The sequence below is a fragment of the Alteraurantiacibacter buctensis genome, assembly GCF_009827655.1.
In the GTDB taxonomy this organism is placed as follows: Bacteria; Pseudomonadota; Alphaproteobacteria; order Sphingomonadales; family Sphingomonadaceae; genus Alteraurantiacibacter; species Alteraurantiacibacter buctensis.
On the sequence record NZ_WTYV01000001.1, the window covers coordinates 218,629 to 237,611 of the forward strand.

16 protein-coding genes are annotated in these 18,983 nt (G+C 68.1%); 6 read left to right on the forward strand and 10 right to left on the reverse strand.

From position 1 onward, the window contains the following. Positions 1–15: 15 nt before the first annotated feature. The 3 genes from GRI99_RS01045 to metX are packed head-to-tail and all read right to left on the reverse strand — an operon-like array spanning position 16 to position 2,111. Positions 16–417, reverse strand: a complete 402-nt coding sequence (locus GRI99_RS01045) for a hypothetical protein (RefSeq protein ID WP_160770159.1) — start codon at positions 415–417, stop codon at positions 16–18. Then, positions 418–1,005, reverse strand: a complete 588-nt coding sequence (metW, locus tag GRI99_RS01050) for a methionine biosynthesis protein MetW (RefSeq protein WP_160770160.1) — start codon at positions 1,003–1,005, stop codon at positions 418–420. Then, positions 1,002–2,111, reverse strand: a complete 1,110-nt coding sequence (gene metX / locus GRI99_RS01055) for a homoserine O-acetyltransferase MetX (RefSeq protein ID WP_160770161.1) — start codon at positions 2,109–2,111, stop codon at positions 1,002–1,004. Before metX ends, metW begins: the two co-directional genes overlap by 4 nt. A gap of 120 nt (positions 2,112–2,231) precedes the next feature. Between metX and hisC the strand changes: the two genes are divergently transcribed. Beyond that, positions 2,232–3,314: a histidinol-phosphate transaminase gene (gene hisC / locus GRI99_RS01060; protein ID WP_160770806.1), complete on the forward strand. Its 1,083-nt coding sequence runs from the start codon at positions 2,232–2,234 to the stop codon at positions 3,312–3,314. Next, positions 3,311–4,219 (forward strand): prephenate/arogenate dehydrogenase family protein, encoded by a 909-nt coding sequence (locus GRI99_RS01065; RefSeq protein WP_160770162.1) that lies wholly within the window; start codon positions 3,311–3,313, stop codon positions 4,217–4,219. Before hisC ends, GRI99_RS01065 begins: the two co-directional genes overlap by 4 nt. A 404-nt stretch (positions 4,220–4,623) precedes the next feature. Here the strand turns inward: GRI99_RS01065 and GRI99_RS01070 are convergent, their stop codons facing one another. From GRI99_RS01070 to trxB, 3 genes are all read right to left on the reverse strand, one after another. Further along, positions 4,624–5,079 (reverse strand): DUF3237 domain-containing protein, encoded by a 456-nt coding sequence (locus tag GRI99_RS01070; protein WP_160770163.1) that lies wholly within the window; start codon positions 5,077–5,079, stop codon positions 4,624–4,626. Then, positions 5,076–6,368, reverse strand: coding sequence for a flavin-dependent oxidoreductase (locus GRI99_RS01075; RefSeq protein WP_160770164.1), 1,293 nt, complete (start codon positions 6,366–6,368; stop codon positions 5,076–5,078). The genes GRI99_RS01070 and GRI99_RS01075 overlap by 4 nt, the downstream gene beginning before the upstream one ends. Before the next feature lie 155 nt (positions 6,369–6,523). Further along, complete coding sequence (gene trxB / locus GRI99_RS01080) at positions 6,524–7,504, reverse strand: thioredoxin-disulfide reductase (RefSeq protein ID WP_160770165.1); 981 nt, start codon at positions 7,502–7,504, stop codon at positions 6,524–6,526. A 241-nt stretch (positions 7,505–7,745) separates the two neighbouring features. Between trxB and GRI99_RS01085 the strand changes: the two genes are divergently transcribed. The 4 genes from GRI99_RS01085 to GRI99_RS01100 are packed head-to-tail and all read left to right on the forward strand — an operon-like array spanning position 7,746 to position 12,983. Beyond that, the gene (locus GRI99_RS01085; RefSeq protein WP_160770166.1) at positions 7,746–9,332 is read left to right on the forward strand and encodes a carotenoid oxygenase family protein; all 1,587 of its coding nucleotides are present in this window, start codon (positions 7,746–7,748) and stop codon (positions 9,330–9,332) included. Beyond that, positions 9,329–10,270, forward strand: a complete 942-nt coding sequence (locus tag GRI99_RS01090; protein WP_160770167.1) for a polysaccharide deacetylase family protein — start codon at positions 9,329–9,331, stop codon at positions 10,268–10,270. The genes GRI99_RS01085 and GRI99_RS01090 overlap by 4 nt, the downstream gene beginning before the upstream one ends. A 5-nt stretch (positions 10,271–10,275) precedes the next feature. Further along, positions 10,276–12,348, forward strand: coding sequence for a PQQ-dependent dehydrogenase, methanol/ethanol family (locus GRI99_RS01095; RefSeq protein WP_160770168.1), 2,073 nt, complete (start codon positions 10,276–10,278; stop codon positions 12,346–12,348). Between the two features lie 26 nt (positions 12,349–12,374). Continuing rightward, positions 12,375–12,983 carry a nuclear transport factor 2 family protein gene (locus GRI99_RS01100; protein WP_160770169.1) on the forward strand — a complete coding sequence of 203 codons (609 nt, stop codon included), beginning with the start codon at positions 12,375–12,377 and terminating at the stop codon, positions 12,981–12,983. Positions 12,984–12,992: 9 nt separating this feature from the next. Here GRI99_RS01100 and GRI99_RS01105 read toward each other — a convergent pair whose 3' ends face one another. From GRI99_RS01105 to GRI99_RS01120, 4 genes are all read right to left on the reverse strand, one after another. Continuing rightward, the gene (locus tag GRI99_RS01105; RefSeq protein ID WP_160770170.1) at positions 12,993–14,636 is read right to left on the reverse strand and encodes a tannase/feruloyl esterase family alpha/beta hydrolase; all 1,644 of its coding nucleotides are present in this window, start codon (positions 14,634–14,636) and stop codon (positions 12,993–12,995) included. After that, positions 14,633–15,544 carry an ROK family protein gene (locus tag GRI99_RS01110; protein ID WP_202392918.1) on the reverse strand — a complete coding sequence of 304 codons (912 nt, stop codon included), beginning with the start codon at positions 15,542–15,544 and terminating at the stop codon, positions 14,633–14,635. Before GRI99_RS01110 ends, GRI99_RS01105 begins: the two co-directional genes overlap by 4 nt. Continuing rightward, positions 15,541–16,608, reverse strand: coding sequence for an alpha/beta hydrolase (locus tag GRI99_RS01115; protein ID WP_237438058.1), 1,068 nt, complete (start codon positions 16,606–16,608; stop codon positions 15,541–15,543). Before GRI99_RS01115 ends, GRI99_RS01110 begins: the two co-directional genes overlap by 4 nt. Positions 16,609–16,766: 158 nt before the next feature. Next, positions 16,767–18,881, reverse strand: coding sequence for a TonB-dependent receptor (locus GRI99_RS01120; protein ID WP_160770172.1), 2,115 nt, complete (start codon positions 18,879–18,881; stop codon positions 16,767–16,769). Between the last annotated feature and the right edge of the window lie 102 nt (positions 18,882–18,983).

Here is an 18,983-nt window from a genome sequence, read left to right on the forward strand (position 1 = left end):
GGCGCCCGCACTCGATCAGTCGGTAACCAGCGCGTAATCCTGAAACCGGCCGGCAGCATCGAAGTTGATCACCAGCCATTCGGAATCGAGGCTCAACCAGTTACGCTCCGGCCCCAGCCAATAGACCAGATCCCAGTCGCTGAAACAGGCGCATTCGCAGTCGGGACCGAGCAGAGCCAGAACCTGAGGCCGGGTGCGCCCCTCAAGCGTATCGTCCCAGATCAGCGCCCCGACCATTTCCTGCCGCGAATAGTCATCCGAGCGGCTGACAGCGCGCCAGTCGCTGGCATCGAACGGGCGCAACGGAAGCGGCGGCGTAATCACCCAGGCCAGATACAGGGCAACGGGTGCAAGCAGCAGCAGCAGGCCGACTCCGAAGCAGCCAAGCCGCGGGCCCCATCCGCTGCGGTAAGGCACTTACCGGCTCAACCGGAACACCGCATGTTCCGCCCGCCAGTTGGCCCGGAAGCTGCCGATCTCGCGCCCGTCGGCGAAGAACCAGCTTCCCTCCACCGTCACGCCCTTGGCGGCCAGCAGGTCGCGGAAGTCGGCCACGGTCAGGTGATGGATGTTCTCGGTCTCGTACCAGCTTACCGGCAGGTGCCGCGTCACCGGCATGCGCCCGTGGACCAGCAGGGAGAGGCGCATCTTCCAGTAGGCGAAGTTGGGAAAGCTGACGAAGGCGGTGCGGCCGATCCGCAGCAACTGGTCCAGCATGTAGTCGGGCCGCTGGGCGGTTTGCAGCGTCTGGCTCAGGATCGCCACGTCATAGGCAGCGTCGGGATAGTCGGCCAGGTCGCGGTCGGCATCGCCCTGCACCACGGAAAGGCCGCGCGATACGCAGCGTTCCACCAGCTCCGGGTCCAGCTCCATCCCGCGCACGTCCACGCCGCGCTCGTCACGCAGCACGCCCATCAGCTCGCCCTCGCCGCAGCCGATATCGAGCACGCGCATGCCGGTGGGCACCAGGCTGGCGATCTTGGCAAGGTCGGGGCGCAAGCTCATCCCACGAACCCCTTCACCACCCGGTCCAGCGCCGGGCAATCCAGCAGGAAGCTGTCGTGCCCGAAGGGGGCGCTGAGTTCCACGAAGCTGACCGGCGCGGCCACGGCGTTCAGGGCATGGACCACGGCGCGGCTTTCCGCCGTGGGATAGAGCCAGTCGGTATCGAAGCTGATCACGCAGAAGCGGGTATCGCCCACATGCTGGAAGGCATCGGCCAGGCGGCCGCCATGCTCCTCGGCCAGGTCGAAATAGTCCATCGCCCGAGTGATGTAGAGGTAGGAGTTGGCATCGAAGCGGTTGGTGAAGCTGATGCCCTGGTAGCGCAGGTAGCTTTCCACCTGGAAATCGGCATCGAAGCCGAAGCTCTTTGCCTCACGATCCTGCAGGCGGCGGCCGAACTTCTCGGTGAGGCCCGCTTCGGACAGGTAGGTGATGTGCGCGGCCATCCGGGCGACGCTGAGGCCCTTTTCGGGGCCTTTCCCGCTGCCGCCGTAATAGTCGCCGCCCGCCCAGTCCGGATCGGCCATGATCGCCTGGCGCCCCACCTCGTGAAAGGCGATGTTCTGCGCGCTATGCCGCGCGGTGGTGGCAATCGCCAGCACGCGGCTCGCCCGCCCCGGCCAGTTGGCGGCGAGCGACAGGGCCAGCATCCCGCCCATCGATCCGCCCACCACCGCGTGCAGGGTGCCGATGCCCAGCTGGTCCAGCAGGGCCACCTGCGCGCGCACCATGTCACGCACGGTGATCACGGGGAAACGCATGCCCCAGGGCTGGCCATCGGGGCCGGGGCTGGCAGGGCCGGTGCTGCCCATGCAGCCGCCGATGATGTTGGCGCAGATGATGAAATGGCGATCCGTATCGATCGGCAGGCCGGGGCCGACCATCCGTTCCCACCAGCCGGGCTTGCCGGTGACCGGATGCTGCCGGGCCACGAACTGGTCCCCCGTCAGCGCGTGGAAGATCAGGATCGCGTTGCCCCTGTCCGCCGCCAGCGTGCCGTATGTCTCGTAGGCCAGCTCCACCCCCTCCAGCACCTTGCCGCTGTCGAGCGGCAGGGGATGGGCAAGGGTCAGCCGGTTGAGATCGAGGGGCAGTGCGGTGGCCATAGAACGCGCTGGGACTTGGGGCCTGCCGTGCGGGCTGTCAATTGTGCGTGGCAGGCGCTAAGGGCCTTGCCCGTGACTGACACCACGAAAGATTGCCCCGCCCCGCAGGTGAAGCCCCGGATGAAGGACTGGATCGCGGCGATCCATGCCTATGTCCCCGGCAAGTCGAAAAGCGCCGACGGCAAGCCGCTGGTCAAGCTGTCCGCCAACGAGAACCCGCTGGGCACCAGCCCCGCCGCCATGGCAGCGCGCGCGCGGGTGTCGGACTCGGCGACCTATCCCGATCCGGATTCGGTGGCCCTGCGTACCGCGCTGGGGGAACTGCACGGGATCGATCCGGCGCGCATCGTCTGCGGCACCGGCTCTGATGAGCTGCTGAACCTGGCCGCGCAGGCCTTTGCCGGGCCGGGGGACGAGGTGGCCTATGTCCGCTTCGGCTTCTCGGTCTACGATATTGCCGCCCGCCGCTGCGGGGCCACCCCGGTGGTCGCGCCCGACAGGGACTTCGGCACCGACGTGGATGCCCTGCTGGCCTGCGTGACGCAGCGCACCCGCGTGGTCTTCCTGGCCAACCCCAACAATCCCACCGGCACCTTCCTGCCGCGCGCCGAACTCGCCCGCCTGCACGCAGGGCTGCCGGCAGACGTGCTGCTGGTGGTGGACCGGGCCTATGCCGAATATGTCGCACCCGATGATGACGATGGCGCGCTGGCCCTGGCGGCCAACCACGCCAACGTGCTGGTCACCCACACCTTCTCCAAGATCTATGGCCTGGCGGGCGAGCGGATCGGCTGGGGCACCGGCGCGCCGCACCTGGTCGATGCGCTGAACCGCATCCGCGGGCCGTTCAACCTGACCACCACGGCGCAGGCTGCGGCCGAGGCGGCGCTGGCCGACCAGGCCTTCGTGCGCGCCAGCCGGGCGCACAACTTCAGCGAGCGGGCACGCTTCGTGGAGGTGATCGAATCGCTGGGCAACCACGGGCTGCGCGCCGTGCCGAGCGAGGCCAACTTCGTGCTGGTGTTGTTCGAGGGCGCGCTGAGCGCAGAAACGGCGCTGAACGCCATCGGCGAGGCCGGCTATGCCGTGCGCCACCTGCCGGGCCAGGGCCTGCCGCAGGCGCTGCGCATCACCATCGGCACGCGCGAGCAGATGGATGCGATTGCGCAGGTGCTGCGCAACCTGACGGAAGGCACGCGATGAGCTATCGCCACGTCGCCATCATCGGGCTGGGCCTGATCGGCGGCTCGATCGGCCTTGCCGTGCGCGAGGACCTGCCGGACACGAAGACCACCGGCTGGGACATCGACCCCGCCGTGCGCCGCCGCGCGCGCGAGCGCGGGCTGACCGATACGGTGTGCGAGGACGCGGGCGAGGCTGTGCGCGGGGCGGACCTGGTGATCCTGTGCGTGCCGGTGGGGGCCATGCCCGCCGCCGCTGCCGCCATCGCCGCCGACCTTTCGCCCGAATGCGTCGTCAGCGACGTGGGCAGTTCCAAGCGCACCATCACCGACATGCTGGTGGATGCCCTGCCCGGCTTCACCGTGATCCCCGCCCATCCGGTGGCGGGCACCGAGCATTCCGGGCCGGACGCGGGCTTTTCCATGCTGTTCCACCAGCGCTGGTGCATCGTCACCCCGCCTGCCGATGCCGACCGCGCGCAGGTGGCGCGGCTGGTCGATTTCTGGGAAAGCCTTGGGGCCATGGTCGAGACGATGGATGCCGACCATCACGACAAGGTGCTGGCCGTCACCAGCCACATCCCCCACCTGATCGCCTATACCATCGTGGGCACCGCCAGCGACATGGAGACGGTGACCCGCAGCGAGGTGATCAAGTATTCCGCCGGCGGCTTCCGCGATTTCACCCGCATCGCCGCCAGCGACCCGACCATGTGGCGCGACGTGTTCCTGAACAACAAGGACGCGGTGCTGGAAATGCTCGACACCTTCCTGACCGACCTTGCGCTGATGCGCGAGGCAATCCGGGCGGGTGACGGGCAGACAATGTTCGACACCTTCAGCCGCACCCGCGCGATCCGCCGCAGCATCGTGGCGCTGGGCCAGGACGATGCCCGCCCGGACTTCGGGCGCGGCGATCACAAGTAGGGCTGGATGCGCCCGTGGCCCGGCCAGCCAATGGGCTGCCGGGGTGGGCGGGAAGAGCAAATGACCGGCGCGGAGTTGCCGCATTCTGTGCCCGGACTCGACGACGCTTTGGGTAAGAGGTTACTTGCATTCGCGTCGAGATTTGTTGCCGCCGGCCCGCGGCCAACCCCCAGCTTCAGATGCGACGGGAGCCAGCACTCGCGTGGCGGCCATGCCTGGTGCGAACGTTCGGCTACATGCCGGGACGCCCGCGCCGGTCATTTCTCCTGCATCCGAAGATCAGGAGACGGCCCATCCGCTGCACCGGCCGGATACTGCGGACGCGAATCGGGCTGCACTAAATCGGGTGCTGTAGGAAAGTGTTTTCTTCAAAGCCCACTCCCCTCAAGGGAGAGGGAGAAACGTCACAACACCCGGTAAACGCTCAGCCGCACCTGGTTGCCCACCTTGCCGCCCCGGGCCAGGAACAGCGCGCGGTTGACCCAGGCATAGTCCGGGTGGCCGCAATCCAGCCGGATCGCCGTGCGCATGTAGTATTCCGCCGGATCGACCTCTTCACCCGCCTTGATCCGCTCGTGCACCTCCAGCGTGGCATGGCGGACGCCGCGGCTGATCACCTCAATCACCGCGCCATCGTTGGTGCGGATGGCATAGCGGGCATCCAGTTCCGCCACGTGGTCGCGCGTCACCGTCTGCCAGTCGGCCCCCACGTTCAGGATCTCGCCATTGAGCAGCGGGCCCACCGCCGTGCCGCCCACGATGGGGATGATCCGGCGGGTGCCGGCGGGGCAGCTGCCCATTTCATGCGGCGGGTTCAGCTCCACCGTCAGGTCGGTGGCGTGCTCCAGCGCGATGGTCATGCGGAGACGGTTTCCACCCGCGCCCCTTCGGGGATGGTCCGCGGCGCGGCATTCAGCGCGTCGCGGGCAAAGCCGGCGGCCTTCTGGTAATTGAGCATGAAGGCGCTGCGCTCTTCCGGCGGCACCACCACGTCGATATCGTCGAACTGGCCGCCGCAACGCTCCTCCACCAGGTTCAGCAGGCCGAACGGCCCCGCCCCGCGGTTGCGCAGCGCCACGCCGCCCACCGATTCGCACGATTGCGCGTCATAGGCGGCCAGCGCGGCCTGGTTCACGCCGTGGTCCAGCAGCTTGCGCCCGATCACGCGGGCATCGACGATCGCTTGCGAGGCCCCGTTGGAGCCGGTGGGATACATCGGGTGCGCCGCATCGCCCAGCAGCGCCACCGGGCCATCGACCCAGGTGGGCAGCGGATCGCGGTCGATCATCGGGTTTTCATAGGCGACTTCGGACCGGGCCAGCAGGTCGGGCACGTCCAGCCAGTCGTAAACGAAGCCGCTGAACTGGTCAGCAAACTCGCTGATCTCCACCGGGCGGAACCAGCCGCTCTTGGTCCAGTCATGCCCCGCCTCATAGGTCTGCTCGGCGATCCAGTTGATGTCGGCCAGGCCGCTGGGGTCGGGGTGCGAGATGGGGTAGAACACGATGCGGTGGCGGCTGGTGCCCAGCCCCACGAACGAGCTTCCGCTGCGGATCGGCACGCCGCGCGCCGTGCCGCGCCACATGATCGTGCCGCCCCAGTGGATCGGCGGCTGGCCGGGGTGCATCTGCGCGCGCACCGGCGAATGGATGCCCTCCGCGCCGAACAGCAGGCGGCCGCGTTCCTCGATCTGCTGCCCGTCGCGCGTGGTGATGAGCGCGGTGACGCTGCCGTCCGCTTCCTTGCGGTAGCCGGTGACCTGCTGGCCCAGCCGCACGGCATTGGGCCCCAGCCGCTCCAGCACCTTGCGGTACAGCATCAGGTGGAACTTGCCGCGGTGCACCGCATACTGGTGCCAGTGATAGCCCGCCAGCTTGCCGCGCGCTTCCGAATAGATGTCGCGCCCGTTCAGGCCCACCAACGCCCATTCGCGCGCGGGGATGCCCACCTGGTCCATCTCGGCTTCGCTGATGCCCAGGTCCTCCAGCTCGCGCACGGCGTTTGGCTGGATGTTGATGCCCACCCCCAGCGGCTGGAGCTGGCGCACGCTTTCGAACACGGTGCACGGCACGCCGATCTGGTGCAGGGTCAGGGCCAGGGTGAGGCCGGCAATGCCGCCTCCCGCGATCAGTACGGTGTTGGGCTGCATGGGTGGAAAGCGACTCCTGCAAGGTCACGGACTCGCAAACCCTGCGTCCGGCTCCCCTGAAAGCGTTTGCCTAGCTGCGACGCCGCAGGGTGACAATATCGGATTGTCCGGCCTGCGGTGATCGGTTTTGCCGCGTGGCGCGAAGGCCCCAGGCCTCAGTAAACCGCCACGCTCTCCTGCCCGGCGCGCGCCGCGTGGTCCCTGGCCGCCAGGAAGCGCTCGGCATCCAACGCCGCCATGCAGCCGGTGCCGGCGGCGGTGACTGCCTGGCGATAGGTGTGGTCCATCACGTCACCGCAGGCGAACACGCCGGGGATGGCGGTCTTGGGCGTGCCCGGTTCGACCACCAGGTAACCGCTGGCATCGGTTTCCAGCTTGCCCTTGAACAGCTCGGTCGCAGGCGCATGGCCGATGGCGACGAAGGCCCCGTCGGTCTCCAGCGTGGAGAGCTCGCCCGTCACCGTGTCGCGCAGTTCCAGGTGGCCCAGCGGGCCGCTGTCGCGGGCCACGAAGCGGACCACTTCCTTGTTCCACAGCACCTTGATGCGCTCATTGGCGAACAGCCGGTCCTGCAGGATCTTCTCCGCGCGGAAGCTGTCGCGGCGGTGGATCACGGTCACTTCGGGGGAATGGTTGGTGAGGTACAGCGCTTCCTCCACCGCAGTGTTCCCGCCGCCGATCACCGCCACCTTCTTGCCGCGATAGAAGAACCCGTCACACGTGGCGCAGGCCGATACGCCCTTGCCGCCCAGTTCTTGCTCGCCCGGAACCCCCAGCCACTTGGCCTGCGCGCCGGTGGCGATCACCAGCACGTCACCCACGTATTCGTCGCCCGAATCGCCCTTGGCGGTGAAGGGCGAGCCGTTGGCGAGGTCGATCTCGGTGATGGTGTCCCACATCATGCGGGTGCCGACATGTTCGGCCTGCTTGGTCATCTGCTCCATCAGCCAGGGGCCCTGGATCACGTCGGCAAAGCCGGGGTAATTCTCCACGTCGGTGGTGATGGTCAGCTGGCCACCCGGCTGCAGGCCCTGCACCACGATCGGCTGCATCCCCGCACGCGCGCCATAGATGGCGGCAGACAGGCCCGCCGGGCCGGAACCGATGATGAGCATGCGGGTGGTGTGGGTGGTCATGGAATCGCCCGTCTTGAGATGAACTGTTGGGCAAGCGACCTAAGCGCCGCGCGCGGCCAATTCAACACCGCCCCCTGTGGACAGCGCGCAGCCTTTGCTTGGGGCCCCGATGGCGGGACTTTGCCCCACACTCTGCGCTGGCCACGATAACGGGCGTTACCGTTTTGCGCTTGTCAAACGGCGTGGTCCAAACCAAAGCTGGCAGGCGGAAGTGAAAACGCTTTCGGGAGAGGGATTTCGGATGACTGATAGCAAGGCAGGCCCGCGGCTGGACCGGCGCGGATTCATGGGCGCATCGGCCTTTGGCGGCGCGGCTCTGGTGGGCGGGCTGGCCGCAGCGCCGGTGCTGGCGCAGGAGATTTCCGCCACCCGCCCGGCAGAGGGCGCGCCACAGGTGGATTTCCCCTCGGACCCGCGCGCCTTTGGCGGCAGCGGCACCAACCGCACCGAGATGGACCTGTTCGACTGCGAGGTCGAGGGTGACTGGCCGAAGGACCTCAACGGTGCCTTCTACCGCGTGGGCCCCGATCCGCAGTATCCCAAGCCCGAGCAGTACAAGAACGACATTCCCTTCGACGGCGAAGGCCACGTGTCGATGTTCCGCATCAAGGACGGGCACGTCGACTACAAGACCCGCTATGCCCGCAATGCCCGGTGGCTGGCGCAGCACAATGCCCGCCGCAGCCTGTTCGGCATGTACCGCAATCCTTCGACCGACCACCCCACGGTGGATGGCTACAACCGGGGCACGGCCAACACGCAGCTGTTCGTCCACCACGGCAAGCTGCTGGCCTTCAAGGAGGACAGCCCGCCCGTGGCGATGGACCCGCTGACGCTGGAAACCACCGATCCGGAATACACCTATGGCGGGCGGATGATGGGCAAGACCCATACGGCCCATCCCAAGATCGACCCCAAGACCGGCGGGCTGATCGCCTTCGGCTATGAAGCCACCGGGTTCCTGAGCAAGGACATCGAGGTGTTCGAGACCGACGCCGCCGGCAACATCACCTGGCAGGTGATGGTAGAAGCGCCCTATGCCGGGATGATGCACGATTTCTGTGCCACCGAGGACTACATCGTCCTCTACCTCACCAACCTGGCCGCCGATGCCGAGCAGATCGCGGCCGGCGGCGTCCACTTCCGCTATGACAGCACGCTGCCCTGCTACCTGGGCGTGATGCGCCGCGGCGGCGATGGCAGTGACCTGAAGTGGCTGACCGGCCCCAACCTGTTCTGCACCCACGTGATGGCGGGCTGGAACGAAGGCACGAAGATCACCGTCGACATGGACGGGGGCGAGGGCAACCAGTTCCCGTTCTTCCCCAGCAAGCACGAGCCGTGGGATCCGGTGAAGGGCACCGGCTATATCCGCCGCTTCACCGTGGACATGGGGCAGCGCAATGTCTCCACCTACCAGGCGGAAACGATCTACCCCCACCTCACCGGCATGCTGGCGCGGCAGGACGACCGGTTCCACACGCTGAAGTATCGCTGGGGCTTCCTCAACACCATGGGGGCGCAGGATGGCTGGGCGGTGATCGACCATGCCACCGGCAACACCAGGGTTGCCACCGTGCCCGGCTTCGGCCTGTCCGAACTGTGCTTCGTCCCCCGCACGCCCACGGCGGCAGAGGGTGACGGCTACCTGATCGGCATCGGTAACAGCCAGGCCGAGAACGGCCGCAGCGACCTGATCCTGTTCGACATTGCCGATATCCTGGCCAGCGACAACGCCGCGCCCCGCGCGCGAGTGAAGCTGCCGTTCCGCGCCGTGGGCCAGGTCCACGGTTTCTGGGCGGATGCGAGCGCCATCGGGGCGGCATGATCCGACTTGTCGCCGGTCTGGTTCTGCTGGTGCTGGCCGCCCTTCCCGGGTTGGCTGGCCCGGCCGCGGCACAGGACAAGACCATTGCCTTCAGCTTCGATGACGTGCCCCGCCAGGCCGGGGCCTTCTTCACGCCTGACGAGCGGGCGATCCGCCTGATCGCGGGCCTGGCCGAAGGTGGCGTGGCGCAGGCCGGCTTCTTCGTCACCCCGGGCAACCTGGGCGAGGATGCCGGGCAGGGCGGCGAATGGCGCATCCGTGCCTACGTGGCCGCCGGCCACGTGATCGCCAACCATTCGTTCGGCCACACCTCGCTGAACGAGATGACGGCCGATGAATACCTGGCCGATGTGGACCAGGCGCAGGGCTGGCTGGACGGGATGCCGGGGCTGCGCCCGTGGTTCCGCTATCCCTACCTGCACGAAGGGCGCGATCGCCGGCGCGATGCCGTGCGCGCAGGGCTGGCCCGGCGCGGGCTGCTCAACGCCTATGTCACGGTGGACAACTGGGACTGGCACATCGACAATCTGGCGAACCAGGCCCAGCGGGACGGCAAGGCGCTGGACATGGATGCCTTGCGCGACTTCTACGTGGAGACGCTGGTCTCCGCCGCCGAACACAGCGATGCCGTGGCGCGCGACGTGCTGGGGCGCAGCCCGGCGCAGGTGATCCTGCTGCACGAGACCGACCTCAACGCCCTGTTCATCGCCGACCTTGCCGCCGGGCTGCAGGCCGCCGGCTGGACCATCGTGCCGATCGAGAAGGCTTTCGCCGATCCCATCGCAGGCCGCGAGCCTGACACCTTCCATCTCGGCGGCGGACGCATTACCGCGCTCGCCGCCGAAGCCGGGCGCGATCCCGGCACGCTCAACCACAACAGTACCAACGAGGGCTGGCTGAACGCGCAGTTCGCCGCCCGCGTCCTTCAGGGGGAATAGTAACGATGCGCAAGTGGCACGTGGCCGTAGCGGCCTTCCTGGCGGTGAGCGCCCTGTCCGGCGTGGCCGCGCAAGGGACCGGAGGCTTGACCAGCGCTGCGGTGGAGCCGGGCCAGTGGCTCAGCAACGGCCGCACCTGGGACGAGCAGCACTTCAGCCCCCTGGACCAGATCAACGCCGGCAACGTCAACCAGCTTGGCCTGGCCTGGTATATCGACCTGCAGACCGATCGCGGGCAGGAAGCCACCCCGCTGGTGATCGGCCGCACACTCTACAACACCGAGCCGTGGAACATCACCACCGCCTATGACGCGGTGACCGGGCGGCAGTTGTGGCGCTTCGATCCGCAGGTGCCCCTGCGCTTTGGCCGCCTGGCCTGCTGCGACATCGTGACCCGCGGGCTGGCCGCCTGGCAGGACCGGATCTTCGTCGCCACGCTGGACGGGCGGCTGATCGCGCTGAACAAGGATACGGGGCAGCCGCTGTGGTCCACCCTCACGGTCGACAACTCCAGGCCCTACACCGTCACCGGCGCGCCGCGCGTCTATGTGACGCGGGAAGGCCGCGCGCTGGTGCTGATCGGCAACGGCGGGGCCGAGCGCGGGGTGCGCGGCTATGTCACCGCCTATGATGCCCAGACCGGCGAGCAGGCCTGGCGCTGGTACACCGTGCCCGGCAACCCGGCCGACGGGTTCGAGAACGAGGCCATGGAACGCGCGGCCGCCACCTGGACCGGCGAATGGTGGCTGAGCGGCGGCGGCGGCACCGCGTGGGACGGCTTCGCCTTCGATCCGGAGCTGAACCTGATCTATGTCGGCACCGGCAACGGCAGCCCGTGGATGCGCCGTTGGCGCAGCCCCGGCGGGGGTGACAACCTGTACCTCTCCTCCATCGTGGCGCTGGATGCCACCACCGGCGAATATCGCTGGCACTACCAGACCACGCCGGGCGAGGACTGGGACTACACCGCCGTGCAGCAGATGATCCTGGCCGACCTGCCGATCAACGGGCGGATGCGCCAGGTGCTGATGCAGGCCCCCAAGAACGGCTTCTTCTACGTGCTTGATCGCGCCACCGGCGAACTGCTGAGCGCCGAGGAAATGCTGCCGATAAGCTGGGCCACCGGCATCGACATGGCCACCGGCCGCCCGATCGAGAACCCGGCGGCGCGCTATGGCAACGTGCCGGTGATGGTCAGCCCCGGCCCCGGCGGGGCGCACAACTGGAACGCCATGGCCTACAGCCCGCAGACGGGCCTGGTCTATGTGCCGGTGACCGAGACCTATGCCGCCTATGCCACGGCGGAGACTTACGATCCGGCGGTCGGCGGCACGGGTGCGGCCTATACCGGGCATGACGATATCCGCCGCCAGATTGCCGAACATGCCGATGCCAATTCCAAGGGCTGGCTGGCCGCGTGGGATCCGGTGACCCAGACCGAGCGCTGGCGCGTGCCCTATGCCCAGCGCGGCAGCGGCGGGGTGCTGGCCACCGCCGGCAACCTGGTGTTCCAGGGCACTATCAACACCACCTTTGCCGCTTATCGCGCCGATACCGGCGAGAAGGTGTGGGAGATGCCGGCGCAGAACGTGCCGATGGCAGCGCCCATCACCTACATGGTGGACGGGGTGCAATACATCGCCGTCAACGCCGGCTGGGGCGGGGGCATGGCCCACGTGGAGCGGGCCGCCTTCAGCAACCTGCAGCTCAGCCGTCCGCGCCTGCTGGTGTTCCGCCTGGGCGGCACGGCCCAGCTTCCGCCGATGCCGGCGGAAAGCTTCGCCCTGCCCCAGCTCAGCCCGCCCCCGGCCCTCACCGGCACGCCGGAGCAGGTGGCGGCAGGCGAGACGCTCTATGGCGCCAACTGCGCGATGTGCCACGGCAGCGCGGCGCGCGGCGGGGTCAAGGATCTGCGCCACATGTCGCCCGCCACCCATGCCGAGTTTGCCGACATCCTGCTGCGCGGCACCCGCGCCCGCAACGGCATGGCCAGCTTTGCCGATACGCTGTCCGAACAGCAGGTGGCGGACATCCACCAGTACCTGATTGCCCGCGCCAACCAGGATTGGGGCGGGTGAGCCATACCAACGAGGGAGAGGATCACATGAGGAACTGGAAGACAGCCGCGCTGGTGCTGGTTGCTGCGGGCATGGGCGTGACCGCCCTGCCCGCCATGGCGCAGGACAACGCCCCAACCTACAGCCGCGGCTATGCCGATGACCGCGCGGAGATCGAGGACCTGATGGCGCGCTACATGTTCGCCATCGATTACTTCGACTGGGACGCCTACGTGGCCACCTTCGCCCCCGATGGCGAGCTCACCTTTGCCCGCGGCACCACCCGTGGGCGAGAGGCGATCCGCGCCGTGGTGATGGATTTCAGCCAGGGCATCGGCCGTTTCTACCACACGGCGGATGGCCAGCCGGCCAAGCTGCGCCACGTGCTGCTCAACAGCTCGATCCGGGTGGAGGGTGACCGCGCCTGGGCCTCTACCCTGTGGCAGGAAATGGCCAACAACGGCCCGGATGACACGATGAAGGACGGGACCTACGGCCTCTACCAGGACGAGTTCGTCCGGCTGGATGGCCGCTGGTATATCCAGAAGCGCAACGTGCTCAACGAGTTCATCCCCGGCCGCAATTCCGGCCCGGCCAACCCGGTGTCCGAGATGGATGCGGCAGCGGCGGCTTACCGGGCGCAATTGGCCCAGTAAGCCCGCTCCTCACGCCTCGCAGGCGAAGCTGCTGGCCGCGTTGCGGTCCCCGCCCTTGTAGCGCGCCACCAGCGGGTGCGGGCACAGGGGCCGGGACACGCCGGGAATGGTGCTGCTGGTCGCCTCGATCCGGTCGGGCGCCCGGCCGTGCTCCACCCAGTCGACAATGGCGTCCAGCATCTCGAATCGGTCGGTCGCCTCGCCCCCGCCGCAGTGAAGCATGCCCGGTACGGCAAAGAAGCGCACCGCATCGGCCCCCGCCTGCCCGGTCGCTGCGACCATCGCCTCGTGCCAGCGGATGATCTCCGGGGTGGACATGCCCTGGTCGGACAGGCCGTTGTAGACGATCATCTTGCCGCGCAGGGCATAGGTGGACAGCAGCGGGTTGTCGCCATCGCCGATGCCGCCCTGGTAGCGGATGCGGGCCAGCATCTGGTCCACCGTCCAATCCGCCGCCAGCGGATCCCACGCCGGATCGGGCGGGGTCAGTTGCAGGTAGCGCAGCATGTTCAGGCCCAGGAACGAATCTGCCGAATTGGGCTGGCCGGTTTCACTCGTGCCCAGCCGCATCCCGCGCCAGGCAGAGCTGGCGATGCCGGTGTCATAGGTGAACGGGCCGTAGACGTGGCGGCCATCCGCCGTCATCGGGCCGGTCATCAGCTCGTGCAGCACCTCGGCCTGCACGGGGGACAGGCAGCTTTCGGTCTTGCCGCGCTCGCACACCAGGGTGCGCGGGTGGAAGCTGCATGATCGCCAATCGTTGATAAAGCCATCGGCCAGGCCATCCAGCGCGTCGCACTGGTTCAGCACGGCGCCTTTCACCAGGTCCAGGTCCCCTTGCGAGAAGGCGCGGGCATAGATCGGCCGCCCGTCGGCATCGCGCGGAGCGGCGCGGGCCAGCGTGCGCATGTTCCATGCCTCGCCCAGCCCCAGCCGCGAAAAGCCCTGCGCCGGATCACCCGCCACGATGCCGTCGAACTCCAGCGGCAGGTGCTGCGAGGCCACCAGCCCCTGCCGCCCGCCGTTGGAACAGCCGACGAAATAGGAATACGCCGGCCCCGCGCCATAGAAATGCCGGATCAGCCGTTTGGCCTCCTGCGTCACCTCGTCCAGCGCGTTATAGGCGTAATCGGTGCGCGCCTGCTGGTCCAAGCCGAAGCTGGCGTCCACGATCGAACCGGTATGCCCGCTGTCGGTGCCGACCACGGCAAAGCCGCGCGCCAGAGCAGGCGGTCCGCCGCTGTTGGCCACGGCGCCGATCGACGGGTTGAGCACGCCGTCCAGCCCGCCCCCGCCCTGGAACAGGAAGCGCCCGTTCCACTCCAGCGGCAGGCGCAGCTCGAAGCCGATGCCGAATTCGCGGCCGCCGAAGCCGATCCGCCGGTCAATCGTGCCGCGCACCAGGCAGTGGGCCGGCAGCACGGGCGGCTCGCCAGCCTGCGGCGGACCACCGGCCGGGCGAGTGAAGGGACCGGCGGGGACCAGTTCCGCCGTGCCGATCTCCACGTTGGGCAGGGCCGCCTGCGCCAGGGCAGTGCAGCTTGCCGCCGTGGGGACGGTGTCTCCCTGCGCCGCGCCGGGAATGGCTGCCAGCGCCGCCAGCGCGGTGCCGCCAAGGGCCGTGGCAATCGCAAATCCGTGCCTGATGCTCATGCGTTCTCTCCCGCCAGGGCGCGCGCCGCCAGCACCAGCGCGCCGGTTGGTCCGGCATCGTCACCCAGCAGCGGGGGGACAACCAGGTCCGCCATCGCGGCTTCGTCCAGCGGCCCCAGGTAACCAGCCAGCAGGCCCGGCACCAGCGCGCGGGCGCGGGGCAGCAGGTGCGGCTGGCGACCCGTCACCCCGCCTCCGATCACGATCTTCTGCGGCGAGAGCGACAGCATCAGGCTGGCGACAAGCTGCGCCAGGTCATGCGCCACCGGCTCCCACGCCGGGTCATCGGCAGGCAGGTCGCCCGGCGGGCGTGGCAGGCGGGCATGCAGCGCCGGGCCGGCAATCAGCCCCTCGATGCAATCACCGTGAAACGGGCACGAACCCGCGAAGGTATCCCCCGCCGCGCGGCGCAGGCGCAGGTGGCCAATTTCCGGGTGCATCCGGCCATGGACCGGCTGGCCTTCCACCAGCACCCCGCCGCCAAGGCCGGTGCCGATCGTGAGGTAAACCAGCGTGCCGCAACCCCGGCCCGCGCCATGGGCCTGTTCGGCCAGCGCCGCGCCGTTGACGTCGGTATCGACCAGCACGGGGCACGGCAGCGCGGCGCGCACCGCACCCAGCACGTCAGCCCCGGCCCAGCCGGGCTTGGGCGTGGCCAGGATCTGCCCGTAATCGGCGGCCTGCGGATCGACGCGGATCGGCCCGAAGCTGGCGATGCCGATTGCGGCGAGCGGCGCGGCATCATGCCAGCCGCGCAGCACGGCCACCGCCCCGGCCAGCGTCTCCGCAGGCGTGGTGGTGGGCAGTTGCACCCGCTCCACAATGGTCACGCCATCACCCAGCACCAGCACGCACTTGGTGCCGCCCAGCTCGATCCCGGCGAGCCTGTTTCCCGCCACGCCGGTCAGCCTTGCGCGAAGGCGCGGCGCAGCGCGTTCAGCTTGGACTGGGTGAAATTGCGCGCCAAGGCGGTGTCCGCCGCCGCCCCGTCGAACCCGTGGAAGCCCCCCGGCACCACCAGCAGCTCCACCGGCACGTTGGCCAGCGCCAGGCGGCGGGCATAGTCGATGTCCTCGGGCGCGAAGAGATCGACCGAGCCGACCCCGATCCAGGCGGGCGGCAGGCCGGCCACGTTTTCCAGCCGCGCAGGGGCGGCGGTGGAGGATACCCCGGCGCTGCCCGGTGCCATGCCCAGGTAACTTTCCCAGCCCAGCCGGTTTTCCGCCGCGCTCCAGCCCACCGTGGCGATGTGGGGCGGCAGGGTCACCGTGCTGCCGGTGCGGTCATCGATCATCGGATAGACCAGGCACTGGAACAGCACCGGCACCTCGCCCCGGTCGCGCGCCTTGATCGCCAGCGTGGCGGCATGGCCGCCGCCGGCGCTCTCACCCATAACCGCGATGCGGGCAGGATCGACCCCCAGCGCCTCGGCATTGCCGTGCAGCCACTTCAGCGCGTGGTAGTTCTCCTCGGTCGAGGTGGTCCAGCGCACGGCGGGAGACAGCGAGTATTCCACCGTCACGATGGTGCAGTCGAGGTCACGCGCGGTGTTCTGCAGGCCTGCCAGTTCGCCCGTTGCGCTGCCCACCAGGTGGCCGCCGCCGTGGGTGTGGAGGATGGCCGGACGGCGCAGCGTGGGCTCGGAATTGATGACATAGACCTTCACCCCCGGCAGGCTGCCGGCAGGGGGGATGTCCACCGCGCGCACCGGAATGCCCGGTTGCAGTGTGGGCATGGGCTGGGGGAACATGCGCTGGATTTCGGGCAGCGATTCCGCCGTGATCGCCGGAAAGCCGTTCTCGATCATGCGGCGTGCGGCGGGGCGCAGTTCGGGGGCGATCGGGGCCAGCCGTTCGGCCACCGAAAGGGCCGGGGCCGCCGGCTGCGCCAGCACGTTGGCGGGGCGCACCAGCGCCGCACCCACCAGGGCCAGCATCCCTGCCCGGCCCAGTTCACGCCTGCTCAGCTGCATCGTCTTGTCCTCAATCCCGGCAATCGCCTTCCCGCGCCAATTGTGCGCAAGTTCGCTGCGGGAAGCGACCAAAAACTTTGCGAAACAATGGCGGTGCCGGCAGCTCCCCGAGGGGGGAGGGAGAGGGAGCTGCCGGCCGGTCCTCCTGTGGCCCGAGCTTAGTAGGAGGTCACCCGGAACCGGAAACCCAGCGTGCGGGGCGTGGGGCCGGAGCCGGAGAGAGGACCGTTGGTCCCGACAAAGGTGGGCCCGCGCTCGTCGAACAGGTTGTTGCCGATGAAGGCGAACTCCCAGTTGTCGTGGCGGAAGCCCGCGGTGAAGCCCACCAGGTTATAGGGCCGCGCGGTGAAGCCGTTGGCCTGCAGGCGGTCGCCGCTGTGGCTGAAGGATACGTTGGAGAAGCCTTCGAAGCCCTCGGCGATGTCGGTGTTGTAGTTCACGTCGAAGCGATAGTTGTTCGCCAGCGTGTTGAGCAGCCGGTCACCCGGCGCCAGCAGCGGCTGAGCCCCGCCGATCACCGGGTTGACGCTGTCGTACTCGCTGTCGTTGATATTGCCGACGAAGTTCAGGTTCAGCCCGTCAACCGGGGTGCGCCAGTGGACTTCCAGGTCGATGCCGCGGGTGGTGGCATCGCCGAAGTTGGCAAAGCCGTTCACGCCCTGGATGCCGCCGGTGACCGAAGTCTGCAGGTTGGTGTACTTCAGGTTGTAGAGGTTGAGGCCCACGTTCAGGTTATCGTCGGGCGTGCGCCACTTCAGGCCGAACTCGTAGTTCTTCGACCGTTCCGGCTCCAGCGCCACGCCCACGGTAACACCGGCCAGCCGCAGCGATTCCACCTGCACGCGCGACTGCACGATGCCCGGGCGGAAGCCGGTGGCGGCGGTGACGAACATGGTCAGGTTGTCGGTGGGAATATAGGTCAGGTTGAGGCGCCAGGTCTCCACGCTCGCCTTGGTCGGCACCGTGCCGCCGCCGTCGCGGAACGCGCGGTCGTCATGATAGGTGCGGATGCCCGCCAGCGGGATCAGCTTGCCGTCCAGCAGCTCGTAGCTCACCTCGCCGAACACCGCCCAGTTCTCGGTCAGCGTGTCGTTGTCGGCGTTGATGTTGACGAACGGCGGGATCTGCAGGGCGTTGACCTGCGGGCCGCTGCCATCCTGGTACGAACCGCCGATCACCCAGTTGAACGGCCCTTCGCCGTTGGAGTTCACGCGCAGTTCCTGGGCAAACATCTTGGGCAGGAACTGGCTGGAGAAGAAGCCGGCCGGGGCAATCGGGATGTTGATGCCGAACACGCCTTCCAGGTTGCTGGTGGCGCTGGTGATGGTGAAATCATCGAGGTCCAGCGTGGCGGTGAGGCTCATCAACTCGAAGCTGCCGTTGGAGAAGCCATCCTGCCCGGCAGTGTTCTGGAAGTACACCGGATCGACCGAGGCGGTGAAGCCGGTGAAGTTCTGCCGCGGGCGGAACTTCCAGTATTGCGCGCGGATGTCCAGGTTCTCGACCGGGCGGATCAGCGCCACCACGCGGATGTCGTCGTTCTTGGCGTTGTTCACGCCGCGCTCGTCCGGGATGCCGTCGAAGGCACCATAGTAGACATCGGCATAGCCCGCATCTTCCGACACGCCGCCGCTGATGCGGATGGCCAGCTTGTCCTCGATGATCGGCACAGAGAGGGCACCGGCCACGTTGTAGTTGGGGGCCGTTGCACCGGTGGTGCGGGTGGCTTCCGCCTCGAAGGCGTATTCCACGCTGTTCAGGTCAGGATCGCGGGTGTGGAAGATGAACACGCCGCCCGAAGAGCCCTGGCCATAGAGCGTGCCGTGCGGGCCGCGCAGCACCTCGATCCGCTCCATGTCGAGGAAGCGCACCGGCGGCGCGATGCCGAAGTTGGTGACGATGAAAGGCGTATCGTCGAGGTAGTAGCCGATCGGCGAATCGCCGTTCTGCGTCACGTTGCCGCGCAGGTTGTAGAAGCGCGAGCCGTTCGACTGGCGGAAGCCCTCGAAGGCACCGGGGACGCTGGAGACCAGGTCACCGATGGTGGTGATGTTGCGTTCCTTCAGGTCTTCCCCGCTGAACACCTGGATTGCCAGCGGCACTTCCTGCAGTTCCTGCGTGCCGGTCTTGGACGCCGTAACCAGGATTTCGTCACCCGCCTCTGCGGTGGCCGCGCCGGTTTCCTGCGATTCAGCGTCCTGCGCCTGCGCCGCGCCGCCTGCCAGCACCGCCGCAATGGCGATAGCCGCCGTCATCTGCTGCCGAAAGCCCATCTCTCCACTCCCCTAGCTCAATCGATTGCTTCACTCGGCAATCGTTTCCAATTTCTCGCTGATTGAACACGCATGCGCATGTGTCAATGAAAATTGCACAAT